This window comes from Arthrobacter sp. H-02-3 (genome assembly GCF_003097355.1).
In the GTDB taxonomy this organism is placed as follows: Bacteria; Actinomycetota; Actinomycetes; order Actinomycetales; family Micrococcaceae; genus Arthrobacter; species Arthrobacter humicola.
In genome coordinates this window covers 35,040-59,725 of record NZ_PYUI01000009.1, presented here as the reverse complement: position 1 = coordinate 59,725, position 24,686 = coordinate 35,040, and the positions used below count along the sequence as shown (strand labels likewise).

Annotated in this window: 16 protein-coding genes; 5 read left to right on the top strand and 11 right to left on the bottom strand. The window is 66.9% G+C overall.

The genetic code is table 11. The features are described from left to right. Positions 1-20 precede the first annotated feature (20 nt). From C9424_RS10695 to glf, 4 genes are read right to left on the bottom strand one after another with little or no spacing between them, the layout of a single operon-like run. Positions 21-773 carry an ABC transporter ATP-binding protein gene (locus C9424_RS10695; protein WP_116766832.1) on the bottom strand — a complete coding sequence of 251 codons (753 nt, stop codon included), beginning with the start codon at positions 771-773 and terminating at the stop codon, positions 21-23. Between the two features lies 1 nt (position 774). Then, on the bottom strand, positions 775-1,644 hold the full coding sequence (locus C9424_RS10690) for an ABC transporter permease (RefSeq protein ID WP_116766831.1): 870 nt from the start codon (positions 1,642-1,644) through the stop codon (positions 775-777). After that, positions 1,645-3,636 carry a glycosyltransferase gene (locus C9424_RS10685; protein WP_116766830.1) on the bottom strand — a complete coding sequence of 664 codons (1,992 nt, stop codon included), beginning with the start codon at positions 3,634-3,636 and terminating at the stop codon, positions 1,645-1,647. Beyond that, positions 3,633-4,820, bottom strand: coding sequence for a UDP-galactopyranose mutase (glf, locus tag C9424_RS10680; protein WP_116766829.1), 1,188 nt, complete (start codon positions 4,818-4,820; stop codon positions 3,633-3,635). The genes C9424_RS10685 and glf overlap by 4 nt, the downstream gene beginning before the upstream one ends. A gap of 262 nt (positions 4,821-5,082) precedes the next feature. On the opposite strand from glf, the gene C9424_RS10675 reads away from it, so the two are divergent. Next, entirely contained in the window at positions 5,083-9,483 is a 4,401-nt protein-coding gene (locus tag C9424_RS10675; RefSeq protein WP_161958219.1) for an FtsK/SpoIIIE domain-containing protein, read from the top strand. 26 nt (positions 9,484-9,509) lie between these two features. Here the strand turns inward: C9424_RS10675 and C9424_RS10670 are convergent, their stop codons facing one another. Beyond that, entirely contained in the window at positions 9,510-10,046 is a 537-nt protein-coding gene (locus C9424_RS10670) for a hypothetical protein (protein ID WP_442862027.1), read from the bottom strand. A 239-nt stretch (positions 10,047-10,285) separates the two neighbouring features. On the opposite strand from C9424_RS10670, the gene C9424_RS10665 reads away from it, so the two are divergent. Further along, positions 10,286-10,534 carry a WhiB family transcriptional regulator gene (locus tag C9424_RS10665; RefSeq protein ID WP_003804966.1) on the top strand — a complete coding sequence of 83 codons (249 nt, stop codon included), beginning with the start codon at positions 10,286-10,288 and terminating at the stop codon, positions 10,532-10,534. Positions 10,535-10,740: 206 nt separating this feature from the next. On the opposite strand, the gene C9424_RS10660 is transcribed toward C9424_RS10665, so the two are convergent. From C9424_RS10660 to C9424_RS10645, 4 genes are read right to left on the bottom strand one after another with little or no spacing between them, the layout of a single operon-like run. Beyond that, the gene (locus tag C9424_RS10660) at positions 10,741-12,210 is read right to left on the bottom strand and encodes a sensor histidine kinase (RefSeq protein ID WP_116766827.1); all 1,470 of its coding nucleotides are present in this window, start codon (positions 12,208-12,210) and stop codon (positions 10,741-10,743) included. 36 nt (positions 12,211-12,246) lie between these two features. Further along, on the bottom strand, positions 12,247-17,121 hold the full coding sequence (locus tag C9424_RS10655; RefSeq protein ID WP_116766826.1) for an NAD-glutamate dehydrogenase: 4,875 nt from the start codon (positions 17,119-17,121) through the stop codon (positions 12,247-12,249). A gap of 57 nt (positions 17,122-17,178) precedes the next feature. Next, positions 17,179-18,519, bottom strand: a complete 1,341-nt coding sequence (locus C9424_RS10650) for an AAA family ATPase (RefSeq protein WP_116766825.1) — start codon at positions 18,517-18,519, stop codon at positions 17,179-17,181. Then, positions 18,516-19,160 (bottom strand): hypothetical protein, encoded by a 645-nt coding sequence (locus C9424_RS10645; RefSeq protein WP_116766824.1) that lies wholly within the window; start codon positions 19,158-19,160, stop codon positions 18,516-18,518. Before C9424_RS10645 ends, C9424_RS10650 begins: the two co-directional genes overlap by 4 nt. A gap of 161 nt (positions 19,161-19,321) precedes the next feature. Between C9424_RS10645 and C9424_RS10640 the strand changes: the two genes are divergently transcribed. Beyond that, positions 19,322-19,543, top strand: coding sequence for a helix-turn-helix domain-containing protein (locus C9424_RS10640; protein WP_018775212.1), 222 nt, complete (start codon positions 19,322-19,324; stop codon positions 19,541-19,543). Between the two features lie 14 nt (positions 19,544-19,557). On the opposite strand, the gene C9424_RS10635 is transcribed toward C9424_RS10640, so the two are convergent. After that, entirely contained in the window at positions 19,558-20,127 is a 570-nt protein-coding gene (locus C9424_RS10635; protein ID WP_116766823.1) for a hypothetical protein, read from the bottom strand. 154 nt (positions 20,128-20,281) lie between these two features. Between C9424_RS10635 and C9424_RS10630 the strand changes: the two genes are divergently transcribed. After that, on the top strand, positions 20,282-21,121 hold the full coding sequence (locus C9424_RS10630) for a LysM peptidoglycan-binding domain-containing protein (RefSeq protein WP_116766822.1): 840 nt from the start codon (positions 20,282-20,284) through the stop codon (positions 21,119-21,121). 96 nt (positions 21,122-21,217) lie between these two features. Continuing rightward, positions 21,218-21,694: an Rv3235 family protein gene (locus tag C9424_RS10625; protein WP_116766821.1), complete on the top strand. Its 477-nt coding sequence runs from the start codon at positions 21,218-21,220 to the stop codon at positions 21,692-21,694. A 196-nt stretch (positions 21,695-21,890) separates the two neighbouring features. Here C9424_RS10625 and secA read toward each other — a convergent pair whose 3' ends face one another. Then, positions 21,891-24,629 carry a preprotein translocase subunit SecA gene (gene secA, locus C9424_RS10620; protein ID WP_116766820.1) on the bottom strand — a complete coding sequence of 913 codons (2,739 nt, stop codon included), beginning with the start codon at positions 24,627-24,629 and terminating at the stop codon, positions 21,891-21,893. Positions 24,630-24,686 lie beyond the last annotated feature (57 nt).

The window sequence follows — 24,686 nt, the reverse complement described above, 5'->3', positions numbered from 1 at the left end:
CGCTAAACAGCGGGGACCTGCTACATGGCGAGGGACCTGCGCCGGAGTTCGCCGACGACGTCGTGCACTTCTCCGTCCATGACGATTTGGCCGTGTTCGAGCAGGACGCCGCGCTCACAGACGGTGGCCACGAGGTCCAGGTCATGGCTCACGACAAACAGGGTCTTCCCCATGTCCGAGAGTTCCTTGATCTTCGCGATGCACTTGCGCTGGAAGGGCTCGTCACCCACGGCGAGGATCTCGTCGATCAGGAAGACTTCCGGGTCCGTGTGCACAGCGATGCTGAACGCCAGCCGCAGGTACATGCCGGAGGAATAGAACTTCACCTCGGTGTCGATGAACTCGCCGATTTCGGAGAATTCCACGATCGAGTCGAACTTCTCGTCGATCTGTTTTTCGGTCATGCCGAGGATGGCGCCGTTGAGGTAGACGTTGTCCCGGCCGCTGAGGTCGTGGTGGAAGCCTGCGCCGACCTCGATGAGGCCGGCGACGCGGCCGCGCGTGCGCACCGTGCCGCCGTCGGGCTGCAGGACCCCGGAGATGAGCTTCAGGAGCGTTGACTTTCCGGAGCCGTTGAGCCCCATGAGCGCGACCGTCTCGCCTTGCTTCACTTCGAGCGAGACGTGGTTGAGGGCCAGGAACTTCTTGGACAGGTCACCCTTGCGCCCCTTCACGAGCCAGACGAGGGCTTCCTTCAGGGAACGGGTGTGGCGGAGCACGAACTGTTTCCGGACGTCGGTGCAGATGATGGCCACGTGGCCTTGCGGCGTCATGTCAGAGCTCCTGTGCGAAGTGGACGGCGAGCCGGCGGAACGTCAGCTGCCCGACGAACAGCACGGCCAGCGTGATCAGCATGGCGATGGGCAGCCACAGCGTCAGCATGCCGGGGGGCGTTGCGTCGTTGACCAGCTGGTCCGGCTTCAGCGTCGGTTCCCAGAAGGCCCAGTGGAAGACCTCGACGGCGACCGTCATCGGGTTCAGCTGGTAGATCCAGAACCAGTCACCCATCACCTTTTGGACCATCGTCCAGAGGTAGAGGACCGGGGAGGCCCACGTGACGACCATGACGATCATGTCGACGATGTTTTCGGAGTCCCGGAAATACACGTTCATGGCGCCGAACAGCAGGCCAAGGCCCGTGCCCAGGACGGCAACCATGAAGAAGATCAGGACCACCGCGGCGAGCTGCAGCAGCGTCGGCGCCCACCCGACCACCAGGCAGGCACCGACCAGCACCACCAGCTGGGGCAGGAAATGCGCTGCCGACACCCAAACCGTGGCAACTGGGAAGAGCTCCCGGGGCAGGTAGATCTTCCGGATCAGGTCCCGGTTGTCCACGATCGAGCGGGTGGCGTTGGACAGCGATTCCGTGAAGAAGTTCACCAGGACAATGCCGGAGAACAGGTAGATCGCATAGTTTGGCGTTCCCCGCTGAAGGTTCAGAAAGATGCCCAGCGCCACGAAGTAGATCAGGAACTGCACGAGCGGCTTCACATAGGACCACAGCAGGCCCAGCACGGAGCCGCGGTAGCGCACCTTGATTTCCTTGCGCACCAGCAGCTTCAGGAGGAAGCGGTCGCCGTAGACGTCCAGGAGCCCGTGCCCGGATCCGGGCTTGATCAGTTGGTCGGTTTGACCAGCCATCTACCTGCCGTCCTCGGAGTTCGCTTCGAACGTCTTCTTCCACGCATCGATGGAGCTGATCTCGGTGACGGCGCGGCGGTACTGTGCGGCAAGACTGTCCCATTCCCGGAACAGTTTTGCGTGCAGCATGGTCGCTTCGGTCAGCATCGATTTGAGCTTCTTCGGGTCGCGCTGGTACCACGAGGCGCCCGTGCCCTCCGCGTTGGAGACCACCACACTGTCATAGTGCGCCACCCGGTACCACCGGTTGTCGCGGTGGGCCAGGTAGCCCTGGGGCCGTTCGGCGCTTTCTGGTCCCGGCGCCTTGATGAGCTGGCGCGCCACCGTTTTGATGCCCCACGGGATCAGCTGCTTCTTGCTGGGAAGGCCCACGACGGTCCCGCCCATCGGCCCGCGGCCGATCTTGGGCGCCGGGAAGTCATCGACGTCTTCCTTCAGCTGGGCGTCCGGGTACTGCGCCTTCAGCGCGTTGATTTCCGGCAGCTTGGTGCCGAGCACCTTGTGGAGGTCGTCGGGACCCTTCAGGAGGTCCCGCAGCGCGTCGATACGCCCGTGCTCGGTGAAGTACTGCATGGACACGAGGTGCTTGACGTCGGACTGGAAAGATTCGCGCAGCACGCGGCCGCCCTTAGGGTACGGGCTGTGGATCAGGGTGGTGATCAGCCGGTTCCGCGCGTGGAAGTAGGCCTGCCAGCCGACGAGGTCATCCTTGTCGATCCAGGACACGTGCCAGACGGCAGCACCCGGCATCGACACCGTGGCAAAGCCCGCTTCACGGGCGCGCAGCCCGTATTCGGCGTCGTCCCATTTGATGAACAGAGGCAGGGACAGCCCGATTTCCTGGATCACCTTCGTGGGGATCAGGCACATCCACCAGCCGTTGTAGTCCACGTCCACGCGGCGGTGCAGCCACGGTGTCTGGCGCAGGTTCGCGACGCTGAAATCGTGCCGCGTCTCCATGTCGGCATGCGGCAGGGCCGGGACGATCCGGTAGGGGTCCACCACCTCGCCGAAGGTGTGCAGGACGCTGCGGTTGTAGAGGTCGAACATGTGGCCGCCGACAATCGTCGGCTTGCGGCAGTGGTCGGCGAAGGTCAGGAGCCGGACGATGCTCTCGGGTTCGACGACGATGTCGTCGTCGAGCAGCAGGGCGTAGTCGCTGCCGTTTTCGACGGCCTCGAACATGCCCCGCGCGAAGCCGCCGGAGCCGCCGAGGTTGGCCTGGTTGATGACCCGCAGCTTGCCGCCGAGGGCGTCCCGCACAGCGGCGAAGCCCTCCTGGTCCTGGACCTTCTGGGTGCCCTGGTCCACGATCAGGATTTCCTTGACGTTCTCAAGGACCTCCGCGTTCTCCGCCAGGATGCGGGCGTTGTTCAGGCAGAAGTCCGGCTTGTTCATCGTGGTGATTTCCAGGGTCACCTGGCCCTTGGTCGCGGGGCCACCGGTGGCCTGCCACGCGCCGTTCTTCAGGACGAGGTCGCCGGTGCTGGCGGCCAGGTCGAACCAGTACCAGCCGCCGTCGCCGAAAGGCTTGAGCGAGAGCTCGAACGTGGAGGTGGTGTCGCCGTCGACGTGCTTGCCGTCGACGCGCTGGACTGAGCCGCGGGCGTTCGACTTGTAGACGGTGACCGTTCCCGGGCCGGACGTCTCCACGACCAGGCGGATGTCACGCACCGAGGTCCAGCGGCGCCAGTAGCTGGCAGGGAAGGCGTTGAAGTAGGTGCCGAACGAGATCTGCTCCCCGGAGCGCACGCGCATGGAGTGCCGGCCAAGGAGGTCCTCGAAGTGCGCCTCGCGGCTCTCCGAGCTGAACATCTGCAGCTTGTCTTCGAGCAGCTTGGGGGTGCGGGCGAATTCGTCGTTCTCCCGGAGCCGGATGCCGCTGGCGGTGCCTGCGTCAACGTAGAGGGATACGGTGTCGGTCTGGTCCGTCGATGGCAGGATGACCCGCTGAATTGGGTTCCAGCCGGGTGTCGTTTCAGCGGCGCTCATGCGTCCACTCCTCCGCTTTCAATCGTGGCGCCGGCCTCGAAATGCGGCCGGATCTTGTTCTCAAACATGGTCAGGGCAGAGCCGATGGCCATGTGCATGTCCAGGTATTTGTAGGTGCCGAGGCGTCCGCCGAAGAGGACGTCCTTCTCGGCTGCCGCGAGGTCGCGGTACTTAAGCAGGCGCTCCCGGTCGGCGGCAGTGTTGATCGGGTAATAGGGCTCGTCGCCCTTTTCCGCCGCACGGGAGAATTCGCGCATGATGACGGTCTTCTCCGTCTGGTAGTCGCGTTCCGGGTGGAAGTGGCGCGGCTCGATGATGCGTGTGAACGGCACGTCGTCGTCGTTGTAGTTGACCACGGAAGTTCCCTGGAAATCGCCGACGTCGAGGACTTCTTCCTCGAAGTCGATCGTGCGCCAGGAGAGATCGCCTTCGGCGTAGTCGAAGTAGCGGTCGACGGGACCGGTATAAACAACCGGGATGGTGCCGACCACCTTGTCCTTGCTGTACTCGTGCGACTCGTCGAAGAAGTCCGTGTTGAGCCGGACCTCAATGTTCGGGTGCTCGGCCATCTTCTCGATCCAGGCCGTGTAGCCGTTGGTCGGCAGGCCCTCGTACTTGTCGTTGAAGTAACGGTTGTCGTAGTTGTACCGGACGGGGAGGCGGGAAATGATGCCCGCGGGCAGGTCCTTGGGATCCGTCTGCCACTGCTTGCCGGTGTAGTGCTTGATGAACGCCTCGTAGAGCGGACGGCCGATGAGCTGGATGCCCTTGTCGTTCAGGTTCTGCGGATCGGTGCCCGCCAGTTCGCCGGCCTGTTCGGTGATCAGTTCCCGCGCCTGGCCGGGGGTGAGGTTGGCCCGGAAGAACTGGTTGATCGTGGCCAGGTTGATGGGCAGGGAGTAGACCTCGCCCTTGTGCACGCCATAGACCTTGTGAACGTAGTTCGTGAAGGTGGTGAAGCGGTTCACGTACTCCCACACACGGTCGTTGGACGTGTGGAAGAGGTGGGCACCGTAGCGGTGCACCTCGATGCCGGTCTGTTCTTCCTTTTCGCTGTAGGCATTGCCGCCGATGTGGTGGCGGCGGTCGATGACGACTACCTTCAAGCCCAGCTCTGTGGCGGCCTGTTCTGCGATTGTCAGGCCAAAGAAGCCCGACCCTACGATGACGAGGTCAGCGGTCACAAACTCTCCTGATTCGAATGCGGGCAGCCCAATGTTGCGCATTGTCTGCTGCTCTAGCCTACCCGAGGCGCCATTGCAGTCGGCGCCCGGCCCGCATCGCGCGGCCCGCGTGCGGCGCGGGTGCTGAGCGCGCACGGCGCGGGTGCTGCGCATGCGCTGCGTGCTCCGGGGTTGTCCACATAGCCCAATTTCGCGGCCGCAACCAAGCCGACGCGTCCCTAACGTGGGAAGCGGGCCGCCACACGGGAAAGGACGCCCCCTGATGATTTTCCACTGCACGCTCGTGCCGGGCACTGCCCTCCACTGCACTCTCACGCAGGGCACCCACGGGTCTGGATCGACGCCGGAAGGGCAGCTCATCGAGCTCGCCGTCGATGTGCCAGCCCCTTGCACCGGCGCAGATCTGGAAGCTGCCATCGCCCGGCGCCACGGGACAGGTGAACTATTTGTCCGGGGAGCCCCGGTTTCCGCCATGACGGTGGGCGTCGCTCCCCTGGTCCCGGGCGCCGTGCTGATTGACGGTGCTCTGTCCACTAAGGGCTCCGGGTCCACTAAGGGCTCCGGGTCCACTAAGGGCTCCGGGCTTGCGGGCAGTGGGTTTGCCGGCACCGCATCTCCCGGTGGTTCCGCCGCGCGATCCCGGCCCCCGCCCGGGCACCCGAAACCTGCCATGTTGTTGCTCGCCGTCCACAGCGGTCCCGGCGCGGGCACCGTCGTCGCGCTGCGGCGGGGCCAGTTCCGGATCGGACGCAGCGGGACAGAGATCCAGATCCCTGACGCCGCACTCTCCCGGGAGCACGCACGCCTGGACGTCTCGGACTCGGCCGTCACGATCGTCGACCTCGGGAGCGCGAACGGAACCAGCGTCGACGGCCGCAAAGTGCGGTCGGCGCCGGTAACGACGGCGTCCTCGATCCGCTGCGGCGACTCCACCATGTCGCTCCGGCTAGGGCCGCCGACCGAGCCGGACGCTGCGGCGGCCTCCCTGACGGCGTATGCAGGCGGCAGCGTGGCCGAGCCACTTGTTGTCCGCGGCACCGCTGCCCCAGGCCACTGGGCCGCCGTGGTTCTGGCCGCGGTGCTGCCGCTCCTGATCGGCATCGGCCTGGCGCTGCTCACCGGCATGTGGATGTTCCTGGCCTTTACCGCGGTATCTGCCGTATCCGTCCTCGTCCCGGTTCTGTCGGGCAGGCGCCAGCGCCGCGAGCTCGCCGCTGCCATTGCGGCGGCGGTGTTGCGGGACCGGGACCGACGCCGGCAGGCCGCCCCCTCCGCGGCGGACCTTGTTCTTACTTCTGCGGCCGAGGCCTCCGCACCACGCGGCGCATCCCGCGGGGAGCCTCCGGGCATCTGGCTGCGACTCGGCCTTGCGGATCAGCGGGCGAATATCCGGCTGGAACCGCCCGAATCCGGCTTCCGGCCCCCGACCCTGGGCCCGGCGCCCCTGACCTTGGACCCGGCGTCTGCGGTGGTGACTATCCACGGGCCCGCGTCCGCGGCCGCCGGGCTGCTGCGCTCCTTCATCCTGCAACTGGCCGCCTACCCCCACGCCGGCAGCACCTGTGTGCTCCTGCACGGCGCGGCGGACACGCTGCCGTTGGCGGCGCGCTTCCTGCCCGGCGTCACGTTGTCCGCGACTCACGCTGTCACCGCAGCCCGCTTGGCTGGCGGTCCCGGGGAGGGATGTGCCCACGGAGTCCTCATCCTCTGGGACGCTCCCTGGCAAGCCAGGAAGTTCAGTGCCGCGGCCGGTCCGGACGTTGCCGATGAGGACGCGGCCGAACGGGGCGCTGCCGGTCGGGGTGCTGCCGGAACGCGGCCCACGTTGCGGCACTTGGCCACGGCATACGGCTGGAGGGTGATTGAGTATCTACCGGAACAAGGCCACGATCAGCACCCCGGCATCGTCCTCGGCCGGCCCGGCGCCCTCATCACGGCAGACGCCCCACCTGTGGAGTTCATCCCTGATCTTGTCCCGCCGGGCGTCTTTGACCGTTTTTGCCGCAGATTCAACGCCGCCGGGCGGACCCCGGCGGATCTCCCGCCAACCGTCCCGCACCGCTGTGGGCTGGCGGACGTTCTTCCCCTCGCTGCTGCGGATATCTCCCGGCGCTGGGCCCGGAGCGGCTCCGCCGCCGGACTGGGGGTTCTTGTCGGTATGGGAAGCTCGGGGGCCATTCGGATCGATGTGAAGGCGGACGGTCCGCACTTCCTGGTCGCAGGGACTACGGGTTCCGGGAAGTCGGGGTTTCTGCGGACCTTCGCCGCCGGGCTCGCGGCCAGTCATCCCCCGGACCGGGTCAACCTGCTCTTCATAGATTTCAAGGGCGGCTCGGGCCTGGGCCCGCTGACCGGGCTCCCGCACTGCGTCGGCCTGCTGACGGATCTCGGCGCTCCCGACGTGGAGCGCACGCTCGTCTCATTGCGGGCCGAGGTTCGGCGCAGGGAAGAGCTGCTGGCTCGGGTGAATGCGCCGGATCTTGCGACGTATGCGTCATCACCAGGGGACGGCCCGGCCGTGCCCTATCTGGTCATCGTCGTTGACGAGTTCAGGATCCTGGTGGACGAAGCCCCCGACGCACTGTCCGAACTCATGCGGATTGCTGCCATCGGCCGGTCGCTGGGGATCCATCTCATCATGGCCACCCAGCGCCCTCAGGGAGCCCTGAACGCCGACATCAGGGCCAATGTCACCACCTGCATCGCCCTCCGGGTCCAGTCCAGCCTCGAATCGGCCGACGTCATGGGCTCCGGCCTCGCGGCCGCCATCCCCATCGCACGGCCCGGGCGGGCGTTCTTGATCCGCGGCACACAAGCCCCAGAGGAGTTCCAGACGGCCACCATGACGTCCGGGACGGACGCGCCGGCAGAAGGTACAGTCACGGTGCGCACAGTCACGGAGACTTTGACCCGGCCGCAGACAGCCGGCCTCGCGGCCGACGGCTTCCCCGGTCGGCAGGAAGACTCCGGCGCCGCGGCCCGGACGCCGGCACAGGTGGCCGCGCCGCTCATCGACGTCGTTGCGGGCCTGTGGCAGGAACGCGGCGGCCCGCTGCCGCGCCGGCCCGTAGCGGACCCCCTGCCGGAACGATTGCCGTACCCGGGTCCAGGGCAGGCCGACCGGGACCTGATCCGATTGGGCCGGGTAGACCTGCCGGAACTCCAATGCGTCAGGGAACTGAGCTGGAGCCCTGCCCAGCATGGGCATCTGGGCTTCGTCGGCGCCGGGGCCGGCACCAGCGACGCCACTCTGGCCCTCACAGTCGATCAGCTTCTGGCCGGCAATCTGGAGTCGCACCTCTACGTCCTCGACGCCACCGGTGCCTTCGTCTCCATCGCGGCGGCACCCCGGTCCGGCGCGGTGGCAGGCCCGCACGAACTCCGACGGGCCGCCAGGGTGCTGCAACGGGTCGCGGAAGAAGTCACTTTCCGGCTCAGTGTGCCGGCGGCCTCGCCCCGGCCCTTACTGGTCCTGGTGCTCAACGCCTGGGGTGCCTGGGTGTCGGCCTTCCGTTCCGGGCCGTTGGCATGGGCCGAAGACCTGGTCCATGACATCGTGCGCGACGGACCCCGGGCCGGGATCACTGTTGTGGTCTCCGGCGAGCGCGAGCTCGTGACGTCCAGGTTTTTCGCCGCATTGCCAAACCGGATCTTCTTTCCCGCGGGGTCCACCGACGAGGGTCGTCTTGCCTGGCCGCGGCTTCCGGCGTTGGAGCCGATCCCCGGGCGCGTCGCCGTATTCGGTGCGTTCGTCCCGGCTCCCGGGGCAACCGGGCACCCGGCCCAGATGTTCGAGCCGATGGCAACTGGCGGGCGGAGCAAGGTTTTCGGAGCCGCCGCGACGAAGCCGTTTCGGGTCGACGCCCTGCCAACACTGGTGACGGTGGGCGAGGTTCTGGCCGGCTGCAGGGCTCCCGGGGGCGGCCCTCGGAGTGCGCCGCCTGCGCCGTCCGTGCGACCCGCGTCCACGATCGCTGCCGCGTCTGCTGCAGTGGATCGTGCAGTGGATGGTGGGGTGCCCGGGACCGCACGGGTCCCGGTCCCGGCCACCGAACTGCTCATCGGGGTGGCCGGAGACGAGCTCCGGCCGTGTGGAATCCGGCTGCCGGCCGGCGGTGTCCTCGCGGTCCTTGGCGGCCCGGCATCCGGGAAGAGCACGTTGCTGGCCGCGCTCCCGGCGATGAACCCTGCAGGAGCCTGGCTCTCACCGCAGCCAGGGACCGATCCCGGCCAATACTGGTCCGCAGTCCATGCCTCCGCGCTCGCTGGCACCCTCGACCGGACTGCGATAGCGCTGGCAGATGACGCTGATCTGCTCCCGCCCGGGGCCAACAGCAACCTGGCGACCCTAAACAGCCTGGGCTGGCGTGTGGTCCTGGCCGCGGGTTTCGGCCCCGGATTCGGGCAACGCGTAACCCTCGCCGGCATCGCGCGCAGCCAGGGACGGGCGGTCCTGATTCGTCCGCGGGGTCTCATCGACGGCGACATGTTCGGCGTTCGGTTCGAACCGGAACAGAATCCTCCGCCAGGACGCGCTGTCGTCATATCCGACGGCCGGGCGACGCCCGTCCAACTGGCTGCAGACCGACTTACCGGCGGCCCGGTCCGCATATCCCCCGGACGGAGGGCCGCACGTGCTGGGCCGCTACAGGACTCGACGTGAGCGGGCGGGAGGTAAGCTGCGGGTCGCTACAGGGCGGGCGGGGCTCCGGCTGCCCGTGACCCGAAGGCGATAACCCGCTTGTCGAACAGGAGCACAATGGCCGTGACTGCGGGAACCACCATGGCCAGTCCGGCGAGCGGATAGCCGCCGGTCAGGGTCGGGAAGCCGATGGTCAGGACGATGAGCTGGGCTATCAGGGCACCTGCCCGCGGCCAGCGGAACCCCCGCATGAGGAAGCGTGCCACGGCGAAAAGCCAGACGGAGGCCGCCAGAAGGAGGCACAGCGTGAAGACGGCGCCCCAGAAGGAGAGTACCGGTGCCCCGGTCACGAGCTGGGTCCCGTACCAGACGCCCGCCAGGAGCAGGGCCGCGGCTTCAAGCGCCACGACGACGGCGATGACGACGACGGCGCGGGGCCGCACGACGGCTGCGGCGGGGTCGCCGGCCTCGCGCCGGAGGGGATTTTCGCCGGGATGCCCCCCGGCATGGCTGCCTGGACTGTCGCCCGCATTTTCAGCGGCATTTTCGCGGGGATCTTCGGGGTTCACGGGGGGCCTTGACACACTGGCACACTACCGGACATAGTCGTCTAGATGTGAGGACGCCGCTACTCAATGTGATGCATCGCTCACGGTCTCGAGGCATTTTGACCTCTATTACCCCTTGTTTACACAGCGTTAACATGACACGCTTAATCCAGATGACCGAGGGGGCCCCAATGGGCCCTTTTCTTATGAAGCCTCTAGTGAATAATTTCACAAAGGCATTTAACGAGTTCCCAGGAATGGAGTGACTGATCAGCATGGATTGGCGTAACCGCGCAGCCTGCCTTGACAAGGACCCGGAGCTGTTCTTCCCCGTTGGAAACACCGGCCCTGCCCTCCTGCAGATCGAGGAAGCGAAGAGCGTTTGCCGGCGCTGCCCCGTTGTGGACACCTGCCTGCAATGGGCGTTGGAGTCCGGCCAGGACGCCGGCGTCTGGGGCGGCATGAGCGAGGACGAGCGCCGTGCCCTGAAGCGCCGCGCCGCACGCGCCCGGCGCGCTTCCTGATCCAGCTGCCGGAGCGCCGGCAGCTACCGCAAGATCCCTGCATCAATGGCCGCGGACCGAAAGGTCCGCGGCCATTGTCCGTTTAAGCCGTTCTCCGCAGTCCCGCGGACCCGGCCGGAGCATGAGCCCGTGAGGGGCGTCCGGTCAACGGGGCCGCGCCGCAGGGCAGCGGCGTCCACAAAAATCACCGTCCCGGTGTGGCGGGCTCAATGGGTCGTAAGGCTCAGGACAATCTGGACTGCGGTTCCGCCGCCGTCCCTGGCCTGCCAGTGGATGGTGCCGCCCAGTTCGCTCGTGACCAGTGTGCGGACGATCTGCAGGCCCAGGCCCTCGACATACGGCGTGTCCGGCAGCCCGACGCCGTCGTCCTCCACCCGTACGGTGAGAAGCTCGTCCCCTTCTTCGGTTCCCGAGCGGTCGGCGACCAGCCAGACCGTGCCGGTCCGTCCCTCCAGCCCGTGCTCGACGGCGTTCGTGACGAGTTCATTGATGACGAGGGCCAACGGGGTGGCGAAGTCGCTCGGCAAATCGCCGAAGAGCCCGGAACGCTGCGTCTTGACCTGTTGCGAGGGTGAAGCCACCTCTGCCGAGAGGCGGAACTGGCGGCCGATCAGCTCATCAAAATCGACGCTCTGGGTCAGACCCTGGGACAGCGTCTCGTGCACCAGGGCAATGGTCGCCACCCGCCGCATGGCCTGCTCGAGACCCTGCTTGGCCTCATCGCTGACCATGCGCCGCGACTGCATCCGCAAAAGGGCCGCAACGGTTTGCAGGTTGTTCTTCACCCGGTGATGGATCTCGCGGATGGTGGCGTCCTTGGTCACCAGTTCCATCTCCCGGCGGCGCAGCTCCGAGACGTCGCGGCAGAGGACCAGGGCCCCGAACCGCTGCTGCTCGTCGCGCAGCGGGATGGCCCGCAGCGAAAGGCTCACGCCGCGTGACTCGATTTCACTGCGCCACGGCATGCGGCCCGTGACCACGAGAGGCAGTGTTTCATCGACCATGCGCCGGTCCTTCAGGAGCCCGGCGGTCACCTCGGCCAGGGACCGGCCCTCGAGGGACTCGCCGTCGCCGAGCCGGCGGAACGCGGAAACCCCGTTGGGACTGGCGTACTGCACGATCCCCTCGGCGTCGAGCCTGATCAGGCCGTCGCCAACACGCGGGGCACCGCGGCGCGAGCCTGTCGGCGAGGCGAAGTCCGGCCACAGGCCCAGGGTGCCCATGCGCAGCAGATCGTAGGCGCACTGCCGGTACGTGAGTTCGAGCCGGGAGGGCATCCGTGAACTGGACAGATCCATATGGGACGTGACGATCGCCAGGGTGCGGCCGTTGCGGACCATCGGGACCGCCTCGACCCGGAGGGCCATGTCGCTGCTCCAGTTGGTCTCGTTGGAGCGTTCGATCGCACGGCTCTCCCACGCCTTGTCGACCAGCGGCTGCAGGTCCGACCTGATCCCCTCCCCCACGAAGTCGGCGTGGAACACCGTGTGCGTGGTGGAGGGGCGGACGTGGGCAAGCGCCACGTAGCCGAGCTCAGGATGCGGGAACCACAGGGCGAGGTCGGCGAACGCGAGGTCGGCGACCATCTGCCAGTCGCCGACCAGGAGGTGCAGCCACTCGGCATCCCCCGGGCCAAAATCAGCATGCTCCCTGATAGGGTCCGTAAAGATTGCCACAGCACCTCCATTTGCGACGCCGGGGACAGGAGCCCCCTAGCGTCGGACGATTGACCTCAAGAGCCTCAATGCTACCGACAGTGAGGCCATGTCATCGGCCTCAAGGGCATTGACCTCGTCGAACATGGACTTCGCCCGGCCCAGCTGCTCCACATTCTGGCCCTCCCAGGCCGCCAGCCGTTCCTCGGCCGGAGTACCGGCCGGGGTGCTCTCCAGTACCGCCGTCGTCATGTCCGAGACGGTGGAGTAGAGGTCGTCGCGCAGGGCTGCACGGGCCAGCGCTTGCCAGCGGTCTTCCCTCGGCAGCTTGGTGATGCGCTCGAGGAGGGAATCGGCGTGGAAGCGGTTGAAGACCGTGTAGTACACGTGGGCAATATCGGCCACGGGCTCCGGGCTGACATGGACGATCTTGGCGATGTCCAGGAGCACGAAGCTTTCGAACAGTTCCGCCCAGCGGTGTGCAAGGTCTTCCGGAAGGTCCCAGCCGCGCGCCTTCTCCAGCCACTCGGCCACGCGGGCACGGTCGTCGCCCCGGAGGTAGTCCAGCAGGCGGGACCGCATGGGATCCATCAGCGGCTTGAATTCTGCCACAATCTCGGCGATGGGACGTGACGCCGAGCCCTGGCCGAGGAGCCAGCGGACGGCGCGGTCCAGGAGCCGCCGGATGTCCAGGTGAACGGTGCTCCAGTGTTCGGTCGGGAACGACGCCGGCAGTTCGTTGAGCTCCTTGACCATGACGTCCAGCTCGTAGACCTCGCGGAGGGCGACGAATGCCTTGGCAACGGCCGATTCCGTGGCCGACGTTTCCTCAATGGCGCGGAACGCGAACGTGATGCCGCCGAGGTTGATCATGTCGTTGGCCACGATGGTCGCGATGATTTCGCGGCGCAGCGGGTGGGTGTCCAGTTCGGCGTCGAACCTCTCCCGCAGCTGCTCCGGGAAGTAGGCCCGCAGCGTCGAGCGGAACCACGGGTCATCGGCGAGGTCACTGTCGCGCAGTGCGGTAGCCAGTTCGATCTTGGCGTAGGCGGCCAGGACCGAGAGCTCCGGGGAGGTCAGTCCCTGGCCCTGTTCCAGCCGCTCGCGCAGCGTGGCCGTGGTGGGCAGCGCCTCGAGGTCCCGCTTGAGGTCCGCGGACTTTTCCAGCCAGTCCATGAGCCGTTCGTAGCTGGGGCTCCATTCGGAGACCCGCATGCGGTCGTTGAGGAGCAGGATGTTCTGGTCGATGTTGTCCTCGAGCACCAGCCGGCCGACCTCGTCGGTCATCGAGGCCAGGAAGTCGGCGCGTTCGGTGCGGTCCAGCTTGCCGGCCGCGACCATCCGGTCCACGAAGATCTTGATGTTGACCTCGTGGTCGGAGCAGTCGACGCCGGCCGAGTTGTCGATCGCGTCGGTGTTCAGGATGACGCCCTGCAGCGCCGCCTCGATGCGTCCGCGCTGGGTCATCCCCAGGTTTCCGCCTTCTCCGACCACCTTGACCCGCAGGTCGCGGCCGTCGACGCGGATGGCGTCGTTGGCCTTGTCGCCGACCTCGGCGTTCGTTTCCGTGCTGGCCTTGACGTAGGTGCCGATGCCGCCGTTGTAGAGCAGGTCGGCCGGTGCCAGGAGGATCGCGCGCAGGAGTTCCGGCGGGCTGAGCTCCGTGGTGCCGTCCGGGAGTCCGAGCGCCGCGCGGATCTGGGCGGACACGGGGATCGCCTTGGCCTGCCGGGCAAAGACGCCGCCGCCTTCACTGATGAGCGACTTGTTGTAGTCATCCCACGAGGACCGGGGCAGCTCGAAGAGCCGCTGGCGCTCGGCGTAGGACGCTGCCTCGTCCGGGGTGGGGTCGAGGAAGATGTGCCGGTGGTCGAAGGCGGCCAGCAAGCGGATGTGCTTGGAGAGCAGCATGCCGTTGCCGAACACGTCGCCGGACATGTCGCCGACGCCCACCACGGTGAAGGGTTCCGACTGGGTGTCGAGGTCCAGCTCGCTGAAGTGGCGCTTGACCGATTCCCAGGCGCCGCGGGCGGTGATGCCCATGGCCTTGTGGTCATAACCGACCGAGCCGCCGGAGGCGAAGGCGTCGCCGAGCCAGAAGCCGTACTCGGCGGACAGCCCGTTGGCGATGTCGGAGAAGGATGCCGTGCCCTTGTCGGCCGCGACCACCAAATAGGAGTCGTCGTCGTCATGGCGGACGACGTCGGCCGGCGGCCTGACCGTTTCGCCCTCGGGCGTGACGATGAGGTTGTCCGTGATGTCCAGGAGGCCACGGATGAACGTCTTGTAGCTCTCGATGCCCTCGGCCATCCAGGCGCTGCGGTCGCTCGACGGGTCCGGGAGCTGCTTGGCGTAGAAGCCGCCCTTGGCGCCCGTGGGGACGATGACGGCGTTCTTGACGGTCTGGGCCTTCACGAGCCCCAGAATTTCGGTGCGGAAGTCTTCGCGCCGGTCAGACCAGCGCAGCCCGCCGCGGGCCACCTTGCCAAATCGCAGGTGGACGCCTTCAACCCGGGGCGAGTAGACCCAGATCTCGTACATCGGCCGCGGGAACGGCAGCCCGTCGATCCGGGACGGATCCAGTTTGAAGCTGAGGTGAGGCTTGTTCTGGTAGTAGTTCGTCCGAAGCGTGGCCTGGACCAGGTTCTTGAACGTGCGCAGCACCCGGTCGGCGTCAAGGGTCGCGACCCGCTCAATCGCTGCGTCCAGTCCGATGAGGACCTCGGCCTCCTTGAGCTGGCGTTCGGCGTCGCTGAGCGCCGGGTCGAAGCGTGCTGCAAACAGGTTGCTGAGGCCCCGCGTGACGTCCGGGTTCGCCAGCAGGGTGTCCGCCAGGAATCCGAAGGAGTTGGTGTTGCCCATCTGCCGCATGTACTTGGCGTAGGCGCGCAGCACGACCACCTGGCGCCAGTGCATCCGTTCGCGCAGCACCAGCCGGTCAAAGCTGTCCGATTCCACGGCACCGGAAACGGCCGCTCCGAAGGAGTCCGCGAGCAGCTGTCCCGTGGTCAAAGGGTCCACCCCGGCCGGGTACTTCAGGCCGAGATCGTAGAGGAAGAAGTCCCGCTGGTCCGCGGTCTCGATCTCAAAGGGGCGCTCGTCCAGCACCTCGAGGCCGAGGTTGTGGAAATACGGCAGGATCTGGCTCAGGCTCTTCGGCTCCAGCATGTAGAGCTTGACCCTGGCGTCTTCCTCCAGCATGGCGCCGGCGCCTTCCGGAAGGTAGACGTGGACGCCGGGCTCTTCCTTGACACCCTCTCCGGCCCGTTCGGCGGCGGCGCCGTACTTCTCGAAGCGGTCGATGTCCTCCAGCGCGTCTTCGATCTCGTAGTCCACCCGGTAGGTGGCGGGGAATGCCTCGGCCCAGACTGCCGCCAGTTCCTTGGCGCGGTCCTCCCTGACGCCGGCTTCCCCACCGTCGGCGCGGGCGCGCAGAACTTCGGAAATGCCTTCGCCCCAGGAGCGGGCGGCCCGGACCAGCCGCTTCTCCAGCTCGTCGCTGTTGACGTTGCTGACATCGGCGTCCTTCGGAAGCCGGATCCGGAAGAAGAGGCGGGCGAGGGCCGACTCGGTCATCCGCGCCTCGTAGTCGATGGACGCGGCGTTGAAGGTCTCGCGCAGCTCCTGCTCAATGCGCAGGCGGACATTGGTGGTGTAACGGTCGCGCGGAAGGTAGACGACGGCGGACATGAACCGGCCGTAGATATCGGGCCGGAGGAAGAGCCGCGTCCGGCGGCGTTCCTGCAGCCGCTGGATGCCGGTGGCGATGGCGGCGAGGTCCGGGATTTCGATCTGGAAGAGCTCGTCCCGGGGGTAGGTTTCGAGGATGCCCAGCAGGTCCTTGCCCGAGTGCGAGTCCGGCGGGAAGCCGGCGTCGTCGAGGACCGCGGCCACCTTTTCCCGGACCACGGGGATGTCCCGGACGGATCCGGCGTAGGCGGTCGTGGCGAAGAGGCCGATGAAGCGGCGTTCGCCGTTGACGTTTCCGGCGGCGTCGAAGCTCTTGACGCCGATGTAGTCCAGGTAGGCCGAGCGGTGCACAGTGGAGCGTGAGTTCGCCTTCGTGATCACGAGGGCGCGCTTCTCGCGGGCCTTCTTCCTGCCGGCCTCGGTGAGGTGCTGGACCTGGCGGGCGTCGGCGCCGGCGCGGAGCAGGCCGAGGCCGCTTTCCTCGCGCAGTTCCAGCACGTCCTCGCCGGATTCGTTGACGAGGTCGTATTCGCGGTAGCCGAGGAAGGTGAAGTTTCCGTCATCGAGCCAGCGCAGCAGATCCTGCGCCTGCCGCAGCTCGGCAATCTGGGCCCGGTTGGCCACCCGGTCCAAGTCCGCGGAGATCTCCAGGGCTTTCGCGCGCATCTTCGGCCAGTCTTCGACGGCGGCGCGGACGTCGCCAAGCACCCGGGAGATGCCCTTGACGAGCTCCTCGCGCTTCTGTTCGCTGACGAGGTCGATTTCGACGGCGATCCAGGATTCCATGTGCGAGGCGTTGTCGCCCTGGGCGATCAGGTGCGAGATGTTCGGCATGGCCGCCGTGTCTCCGCTCGAGAAGCCCAGGTGGGACGGGACGCGCGCCACCTTGACCAGGTCGCCGGTCTCGCGGTTGCGGGTCACCACGAAGAGCGGGTGCAGGACGAGGTGGATGGGGGCGTTCTGACGGACCAGTTCGGCGTTAACGGAGTCCACAAGGAAGGGCATGTCATCCGTGACGATGTACAGGACGCTGCAATCGGCCTCGTCCCGGACGGCGATGTTCGCGATGCCCGGCAGCCGCGTCGCCGCGATCTGGCGGTGGGTATCGGCCCTTGCCGTCAGGACTTCCTGGGGATAGGCCCGGAAATCCTCCTCCGCGAGGTGCTCGTAGTAATCCCCGAGATAGCTCTCGCTACTACCGATCGAAACGGGTTGATCCTCCACGCTGGACCCAGACGACATCGAAACGCCTCCATAAAAGAAGTTCACAGCCGCCTCTTTGCGGCCCTTACGATGACCCTAGCTCTTTGCCCGGCGCTGTGCTGTGGAAGAAAAGCCAAAGGATTTCTTATTTCGCTGGGCAGGTGCACAAACCATTTTGGCGATTGCACGCCGAAGCTCAGATTCAGGGGCGGATTCGAGCAGGAGTGTTCCCGTCAGCAAGGCGGCGTCGCTCGCCGCAGGGTCTGAGGGCAAGAACGCCGACAACGGCACCGAAGGGCCGTATCGCGCCCACGCTTCTCTGAGCTGGCGTTCCGGCGAACGCCCGACGGCGGCGGCCCTGACTTTGTTCATGACAACCTGGGGCGATGCCTGCGGGACGGCCGCCTGGAGCTCGGCCAGGCCGCGGACCAGCCGTGGCACTCCGATGGAGTCGGCGGCCCCGACGGCAAAGACGGTATCGGCCATTTCCAGGCTCCTCAGGGTCGCCGCGTTCCGGCGCGGCGCGCCGGTGTCAAAGCCGAGCTCCTCATCGGCTTCAAGGCAGAAGCCGGTGTCCACCACGGTGACATCCGCGATCTCCCTTGCCCGTTCCAGCACCAGCGTGAGCGCCGCGGCCCGCAATTCCGTCCAACGGTCCGCCCTCGTGATCCCGGTGAGCACGCGAAACGTCCCGGCTTTGCTCGCCACCGTGGTGGCGACCCGGAGCAGGGCCTCGGCGTCCAGCAGGCCCTGGTCGGCCAGCCGGCAGGCCTGGGCCAGTCCGGCAGCCTCGTCGAGCAGTCCCAGCAGGGCGGCCACGCTGGCGCCGTAGCTGTCGGCGTCGACAAGCAGCACGGATCGTCCTTCCGCGGCCAGCTCACCGGCGATGTTGGCAGCCACCAAGGTCCGGCCCGGCGCGCCGCCCGGGCCCCAGACCGCAATGATCCGGCCCGTCCCGGCAGTGCCCGGGGCGCCCGCCACGTGCTCTCCGGAGGGCCGCGCCGCCTCGTCAGGGCCCGAGGACGTGCCCGCGGAAATGCCGGAGGTGTCGCCGTCCGGTGCGGCACTTCCCGGCCCGCCTCCCGTGCCGCTGAGCTGCGCCACGGCCGCTGCAATTCGTGCCGCAAGGGCCGCGGCGTCAACCCCGCGGGCTTCTGCTGCCACGCCGATGGTCCGCAGGCGGGCCGTTTCCCCGGGATTGTCGGTCAGCGCAATGACCACGACGCCCACAGCGGACAGGCGGTCCACGAGAGAGGCCGTCAGTTCTTCGCTGCCCGCCGCGACGACAGCGGCGCGGGCAAGGCCGCTCTGGCAGGCGGCCAGCAGTTCGGCCAACTCACTGCACCGCCGGACAACGGATACGGGACCGTGCAGGCGTTCCAGGCCTCCCACCAGATCATCGCGTGAGTCCCCCACAGTCACCACGGGTATGCTCATCGCCCGGTACCGCCCGGGTTCCACACCACAGCAATCTTGGCCTTGTTGGCCTGCGCCCCCAGCAGTTTCGGCATCTGGGCGTCCGGGACCAGCACCATGACCACAGTCGAGCGGGAAGACCCGAGGGCTGTACTCCCCTCGGTGATCTGGGAAATTTCGGCGCCAGAGAGGAGGAGGGCAGGTTCGCTGAAGCCGTTCCGGGCATCCGGCAGGGCAACCCACACGTCCACTCGGGAGCCCGCCGCGGCTTGGGCGGGAAGGCTTTCTTCGACAGTGACGGCGACGGGTTTGCGGTCCAGCCGGTCGACCTGCCCGACGCTTTCGCGCGGCAGCAACTGGTCCTTGCCGATTCGTTGCACTGCCACGAGGCCGGTATCCAGGCCGGACTCCGGGGTCAGGTAGAGCTGCTCGACCTCGCCGAGACGCACTTTGACCCGGTGCAGCTTGTCAGGTGTCAGCGTCTCGCCGACGGCGATCGGCTCGCGCGCGGCATAGGCTTCAGTGGTCTGGTCCGCGGCACCGACCAGCGACACTACGCCCACCACGGATGCCAGGACCAGCAGGATACCGACGAGGAGCCGGGGATCTTTCCAGGACGGCTTCTTCAAACGGGCCCCTTCGGCTGCCGCGCTTCCACTCATGCGTCCGCTCCCCCTGTCGCCGCCGTCCATTCCCGGGATGCCGGGCACCCCTGGCACCCCTATTGTTACGCCCCGGCGGTCCGGGCGGAAGATGTAGGGCCAAACAGGCGCAAACTGTGGATAACGGCACCAATTGACGCCAACGGTGGCAAAATGGACACATGCCCCGATTCCTGACCCTCGCGGACGTTGCCGAGCAGCTCCAGATCAACTCCCCGGCTGCCTACGCACTCGTTCGCAGCGGCGAACTCAAGGCGATCCAGGTGGGCGGCCGCGGCCAGTGGCGTGTTGAGGAGAAGATGCTGGAGCAGTACATCCAGGAACGCTACGCCGAGGCCAGCCGCATGATCGAAGAGGCTAAGGCGAAGTCCGCCGGGAGCTGACCCCGCAGGGTTGGCTAGTCGACCGCGGCGCTGACGGACCTGATGCCCGCCAGGGCGCCAAATGGGATGGTCACCGCCTGCCGGTCATTCGCCGGACGCCGGCCCCCGCCCTCCCGGGCCAGGGCCAGATCCAGGAAATCCCGGCCAACAGTGTCAATGACGCCGTGGAACGCCGTCTCCACCGGCCCCCGCGAGACAAGAATCGTCACGCGCGCCCGGCTCCTGGCGAGGCCCCGAAGGGCGCTGCCCAAACCTAACCGCCGGCGGACCCTTGACTGTTCGGGCACCGCCAGCCGCGACAAGCCAACATAGTGCACGGCGGCGGCATAGGGAACGAGCACCTGGTGGTGGGGCTCATCAAGGACCAGGGCCTCGCTGCCCGCGTGGCTCAGCACCCCCTCGAACGCGGATCCTGACGTCAGGTGAACGCGGATGCCCAGTCCCAGGGACCCGCGCAGCCGGTCGGCGAGCTCCACCCCCGCCGCGTCCACCAGTGCGCGTTCTGCTATTTCTGCTTCTAAATCCAACTGCTGGCGCGCGGCCAGCTGTGCCTCCATGTCGTCAAACAGGGCGTCCCACCGCATTGCGCCAGCGTAGGCGCGCCTCCCGCACCGGTCAATCCACAGGCTGCGAGCTGCCTCTAGACAAACGTGGCCATCGCGGATCAGACTTCACTCAATAACATCAAACAACATCAAAATGTATCAAATGATGTTGAAGGTCGATGGAGGGTTAGCGATGGACCGGACAACAGGACAGAATCCCCAACCCCGGCCCCGGCAAACGGTCCGGGTCGACGCGGCCATGGCAGCCGTGATCCTGATGCTGGGCGTCTTCCTGGCCGCCACCGGAAGCTTCCTCGTCCAGCGCTGGCACTTAGCCTCCGAACGCCACCAGTCACTGTCCTTCGAGGACCAACTGGGGATCGCGGCGAATACCGCCGGGCTTATCGTCATCACGTGGTGGGTCCTGTCCCTCGCCATCGCCGTCGCTGCGGCCCTGCTCGACCGTCTCGGCAGGACCCGCGCGGCGGCCGCCACGGGGCGTTTCAGCCCGGCATTCATGCGCCGGCTGGTTCTCGCCGCCGTTGGCCTGCAGCTCATGACCGCTCCGATGGCCAACGCCGCAACCGCGCACGACGTGCCGGATCCCGGCCGGCCCGTCCCGGCGGCAGTCTCGGTATCCTGGACACCCGCCCGCGCCGCGATGCCCGCTAGCGCCCCGGAACCTGCCCCGTCTTCGCCCGCTGCCCCGACGCCCGCCCCGGCGCCGCAGGTGCCGGCTACCGGCTCCGCGGTGGATCCCCGGTGGAAACCCCTCAGCCCGGTCGTGGATGCCGGCCCCCTGACGGCACGGCACGTGCGCACGCAGGACACCCCCGGCGCAGCCAGGGAGGTCACCGTCCGGTCCGGTGATTCGCTGTGGAGCATCGCCGCGGCCGCGCTGGGACCGCTCGCGTCCGACGCCGACATCGCCAAAGAGTGGCCACGGCTGTATGCGAACAACCGTGAAGCTATCGGAGCCAACCCCCACTTCCTGCGGCCGGGACAGATCATTGTCCTCCCGCCGGGAATCTAGTGACACGCCGCATCACGCGTCACCCCAGCACGTCAGCACCACATGTCAGCACCAGCTGAGAGATCACCCCGCATCAGCCCCAGCAAAGGAACCGTCATGAATCCAGTCACCGGGATCCGCGCCGCCGCGGCGACCACGCCCGCCTCCGCCCTCCGGGTTGTCTCCGGCACGGCAACACCAGCCACCCGCCCGGCTGCGGTCCCGGCGCCCCTGCGCGTGGTCGACGAAAACCATGAGATTTGTGCGATCTCCCGCAGCACGGTGCAGGCGGCCATCGAAGTCCTGGCCGGCACGCGGCCCGCGCAACAGCTCTCCCGCCGGCTGGACCCCCGGTGCCTGGCGGCCCTGCAACACCGGGCCGCACTGACCCGTCGGGTCGCCTCCGGTAGCTCGCCAACGGCGGGCCGTCTGCACCGCAACCCGTCGGTCCGGTCCGTCCGGGCCTGCAGGGTGTCGGATGACGTCTATGAGGCGAGCGCAGTGGTGGTCGAGGAATCGCGGGTCCGCGCGGTCGCGTTGAGGCTCGAGCGCGGCACCGTGGCCTGGCGCGTCACAGTCCTGGAGATCGGCTGAGCGGCCCGGCCGGGGACCGGAAACGGAAACCCGTCAGCTGGGGGCGGGAACGATACGCAGGCCGGGTTCGAAGCGGAAACCCGGTTTGCCAGGAAAGGAGGCACAACGACAGGAGGACCGGAACAATCGTTCCGGTCCTCCTGCGTTTGCCTCTGCGCCGGCAACCGCGACTGGCGCCTGCGCCTGGCGCCGCCTGCTAGCGCCGCTTCTTCTTCGCGGTGCGGCGGCCGATGTCCTGCGCCGCAGCCTTGGCGGGGTTTCCTGAGCGTCCGGAAGCCTTCGCCTCGATCCGGGTCTGGGCGGCGCCGTCTTCACCGGGGGCGGTGTACTGCAGCTGCGCCGGCTTCTCCGGAGCCTCGAGTCCCGCGGCGTGGATCTGCGGCTCGTGGTGTTCCGTATGTTGGCCGGCGGCGTCCGCCACCACAACGTCCTCGGCCGGAGTCACTTCGACCTCGAGGTTGAACAGGAATCCGACGCTCTCCTCGCGGATGGCCTCCATCATGGCTTGGAACATGATGAAGCCCTCGCGCTGGTACTCCACCAGCGGGTCGCGCTGCGCCATGGCGCGCAGCCCGATTCCTTCCTTGAGGTAGTCCATCTCGTAGAGGTGTTCCTGCCACTTCCGACCGATCACGGACAGGACCACGCGGCGCTCGAGCTCGCGCATGCTTTCGGAGCCGATTGCCTGTTCCCGGGCCTGGTAGACCAGACGGGCGTCAGAGAGGATCTCTTCCCTCAGGAAGTCAACCGTGATGCGGGATTTGCCGCCGGCCTCGTCGATAACGTCGCGCGGCGTGAAGCTCACCGGGTACAGGGTCTTGAGGTTCGACCACAGGAGGTTGAAGTCCCAGTCGTCGCCCGTGCCCTCGGCCGTGGCCGCGTCAATGAACGCGTTGATGGTGTCTTCCAGGAAGTACTGGACCTTCTCGTGGAGGTCATCGCCCTCGAGGATGCGGCGCCGGTCACCGTAGATGGCCTCGCGCTGGCGGTTCAGGACGTCGTCGTACTTCAGCACGTTCTTGCGCTGCTCGGCGTTGCGGCCTTCCACCTGGCCCTGGGCCGAGGCGATGGCGCGGGAGACGAGCTTGGATTCGAGTGCGACGTCGTCCGGCACCGAACTGTTCATCAGGCGTTCGGCTGCACCGGAGTTGAACAGGCGCATCAGGTCATCGGTCAGCGAGAGGTAGAAGCGGGACTCGCCGGGGTCGCCCTGGCGTCCGGAACGGCCGCGGAGCTGGTTGTCGATGCGGCGGGACTCGTGCCGCTCTGTGCCGAGCACGTAAAGTCCGCCCAGGTTGAGGACTTCCTCGTGCTCGTCCTTGACGGCCTGTTTGGCGGACTCGAAAGCCTCGGGCCAGGCGGCCTCGTATTCCTCGGAGTTTTCCTCGGGGTCCAGGCCACGCTTGGCCAGTTCGGCGACTGCGGTGAACTCGGCGTTGCCGCCGAGCATGATGTCGGTACCGCGGCCGGCCATGTTGGTTGCCACGGTGACGGCGCCCTTGCGGCCTGCCTGGGCCACGATCGAGGCTTCGCGGGCATGGTTCTTGGCGTTAAGGACCTCGTGCCGGACACCTTCCTTGGCCAGCAGGCGGGAGAGGTATTCGCTCTTCTCGACGCTGGTGGTGCCGACCAGCACCGGCTGGCCCTTTTCGTGGCGTTCGGCGATGTCCTTGACCACGGCGTCGAACTTGACGGTCTCGTTCTTGTAGACGAGGTCGGCCTGGTCGATCCGCTGCATGTCGCGGTTGGTCGGGATCGCCACAACGCCGAGCTTGTAGGTGCTCATGAACTCCGCGGCCTCGGTCTCGGCCGTGCCGGTCATGCCGGCGAGCTTGTCATACATGCGGAAGTAGTTCTGCAGGGTGACCGTGGCAAGCGTCTGGTTCTCGGCCTTGATCTCGACGCCTTCCTTGGCTTCGATGGCCTGGTGCATGCCCTCGTTGTAGCGGCGGCCGGCGAGGATGCGGCCGGTGTGCTCATCGACGATCAGCACCTCGCCGTCGAGGATGACGTAGTCCTTGTCGCGCTTGAAGAGTTCCTTGGCCTTGATGGCGTTGTTCAGGAAGCCGATCAGCGGGGTGTTGGCGGACTCGTAGAGGTTGTGGATGCCGAGGTAGTCCTCGACCTTCTCAATGCCGGCCTCGAGGACGCCCACCGTGCGCTTCTTCTCGTCGACCTCGTAGTCGGTCTCGGGCTGCAGGCGCGTGACGACCTTGGCGAATTCGCTGTACCAGCGGTTCGTGTCGCCCTGAGCCGGGCCGGAGATGATGAGCGGGGTGCGGGCCTCGTCGATCAGGATCGAGTCCACTTCATCGACGATGGCGAAGTGGTGGCCGCGCTGGACGAGTTCGGAGCTGTCCCACGCCATGTTGTCGCGCAGGTAGTCGAAGCCGAATTCGTTGTTGGTGCCGTAGGTGATGTCCGCGGCATACTGTTCGCGGCGCAGTGCCGGGTCCTGGTTGGACAGGATGCAACCGCTGGTCAGGCCGAGGAAGCGGTAGACGCGGCCCATGAGGTCAGACTGGTATTCGGCGAGGTAGTCGTTCACGGTGACCACGTGGACGCCCTTGCCGGTGAGGGCATTGAGGTAGGCCGGAGCAGTGGCCACCAGGGTCTTGCCTTCACCGGTCTTCATTTCGGCGATGTTGCCCAGGTGCAGGGCGGCACCGCCCATGAGCTGGACGTCGAAGTGGCGCATGCCGAGGGTACGGGAGGAAGCTTCGCGGACGGCCGCGAAGGCCTCCGGCAACAGATCGTCCAGCTTCTCGCCGTCCTGGTGGCGTTCGCGCAGACGGTCAGTTTCCTCACGGAGCTCAGCGTCCGTGAAGGTTTGGAAGGAGCTTTCCAGGGCATTAATGGAATCGGCATAGTTCCGCAGTTGCCGCAGGGTTTTTTTGTCCCCCGTGCGGAGAAGTTTTTCGATAAGTGATGCCACGTGAAGTTGCTCCCAGTCTCAAGCTGCCGAATTCTGGCGTGTTTAGTCTACGGGAGA

Excerpts from the sequence above, each read along its gene's own strand:
- C9424_RS10695 (WP_116766832.1), bottom strand. The coding sequence starts at position 773 with ATGACGCCGCAAGGCCACGTGGCCATCATCTGCACCGACGTCCGGAAA.
- C9424_RS10690 (WP_116766831.1), bottom strand. The coding sequence starts at position 1,644 with ATGGCTGGTCAAACCGACCAACTGATCAAGCCCGGATCCGGGCACGGG.
- C9424_RS10685 (WP_116766830.1), bottom strand. The coding sequence starts at position 3,636 with ATGAGCGCCGCTGAAACGACACCCGGCTGGAACCCAATTCAGCGGGTC.
- C9424_RS10675 (WP_161958219.1), top strand. The coding sequence starts at position 5,083 with ATGATTTTCCACTGCACGCTCGTGCCGGGCACTGCCCTCCACTGCACT.
- C9424_RS10665 (WP_003804966.1), top strand. The coding sequence starts at position 10,286 with ATGGATTGGCGTAACCGCGCAGCCTGCCTTGACAAGGACCCGGAGCTG.
- C9424_RS10655 (WP_116766826.1), bottom strand. The coding sequence starts at position 17,121 with ATGTCGTCTGGGTCCAGCGTGGAGGATCAACCCGTTTCGATCGGTAGT.
- C9424_RS10650 (WP_116766825.1), bottom strand. The coding sequence starts at position 18,519 with ATGAGCATACCCGTGGTGACTGTGGGGGACTCACGCGATGATCTGGTG.
- C9424_RS10645 (WP_116766824.1), bottom strand. The coding sequence starts at position 19,160 with ATGAGTGGAAGCGCGGCAGCCGAAGGGGCCCGTTTGAAGAAGCCGTCC.
- C9424_RS10640 (WP_018775212.1), top strand. The coding sequence starts at position 19,322 with ATGCCCCGATTCCTGACCCTCGCGGACGTTGCCGAGCAGCTCCAGATC.
- C9424_RS10635 (WP_116766823.1), bottom strand. The coding sequence starts at position 20,127 with ATGCGGTGGGACGCCCTGTTTGACGACATGGAGGCACAGCTGGCCGCG.
- C9424_RS10630 (WP_116766822.1), top strand. The coding sequence starts at position 20,282 with ATGGACCGGACAACAGGACAGAATCCCCAACCCCGGCCCCGGCAAACG.
- C9424_RS10625 (WP_116766821.1), top strand. The coding sequence starts at position 21,218 with ATGAATCCAGTCACCGGGATCCGCGCCGCCGCGGCGACCACGCCCGCC.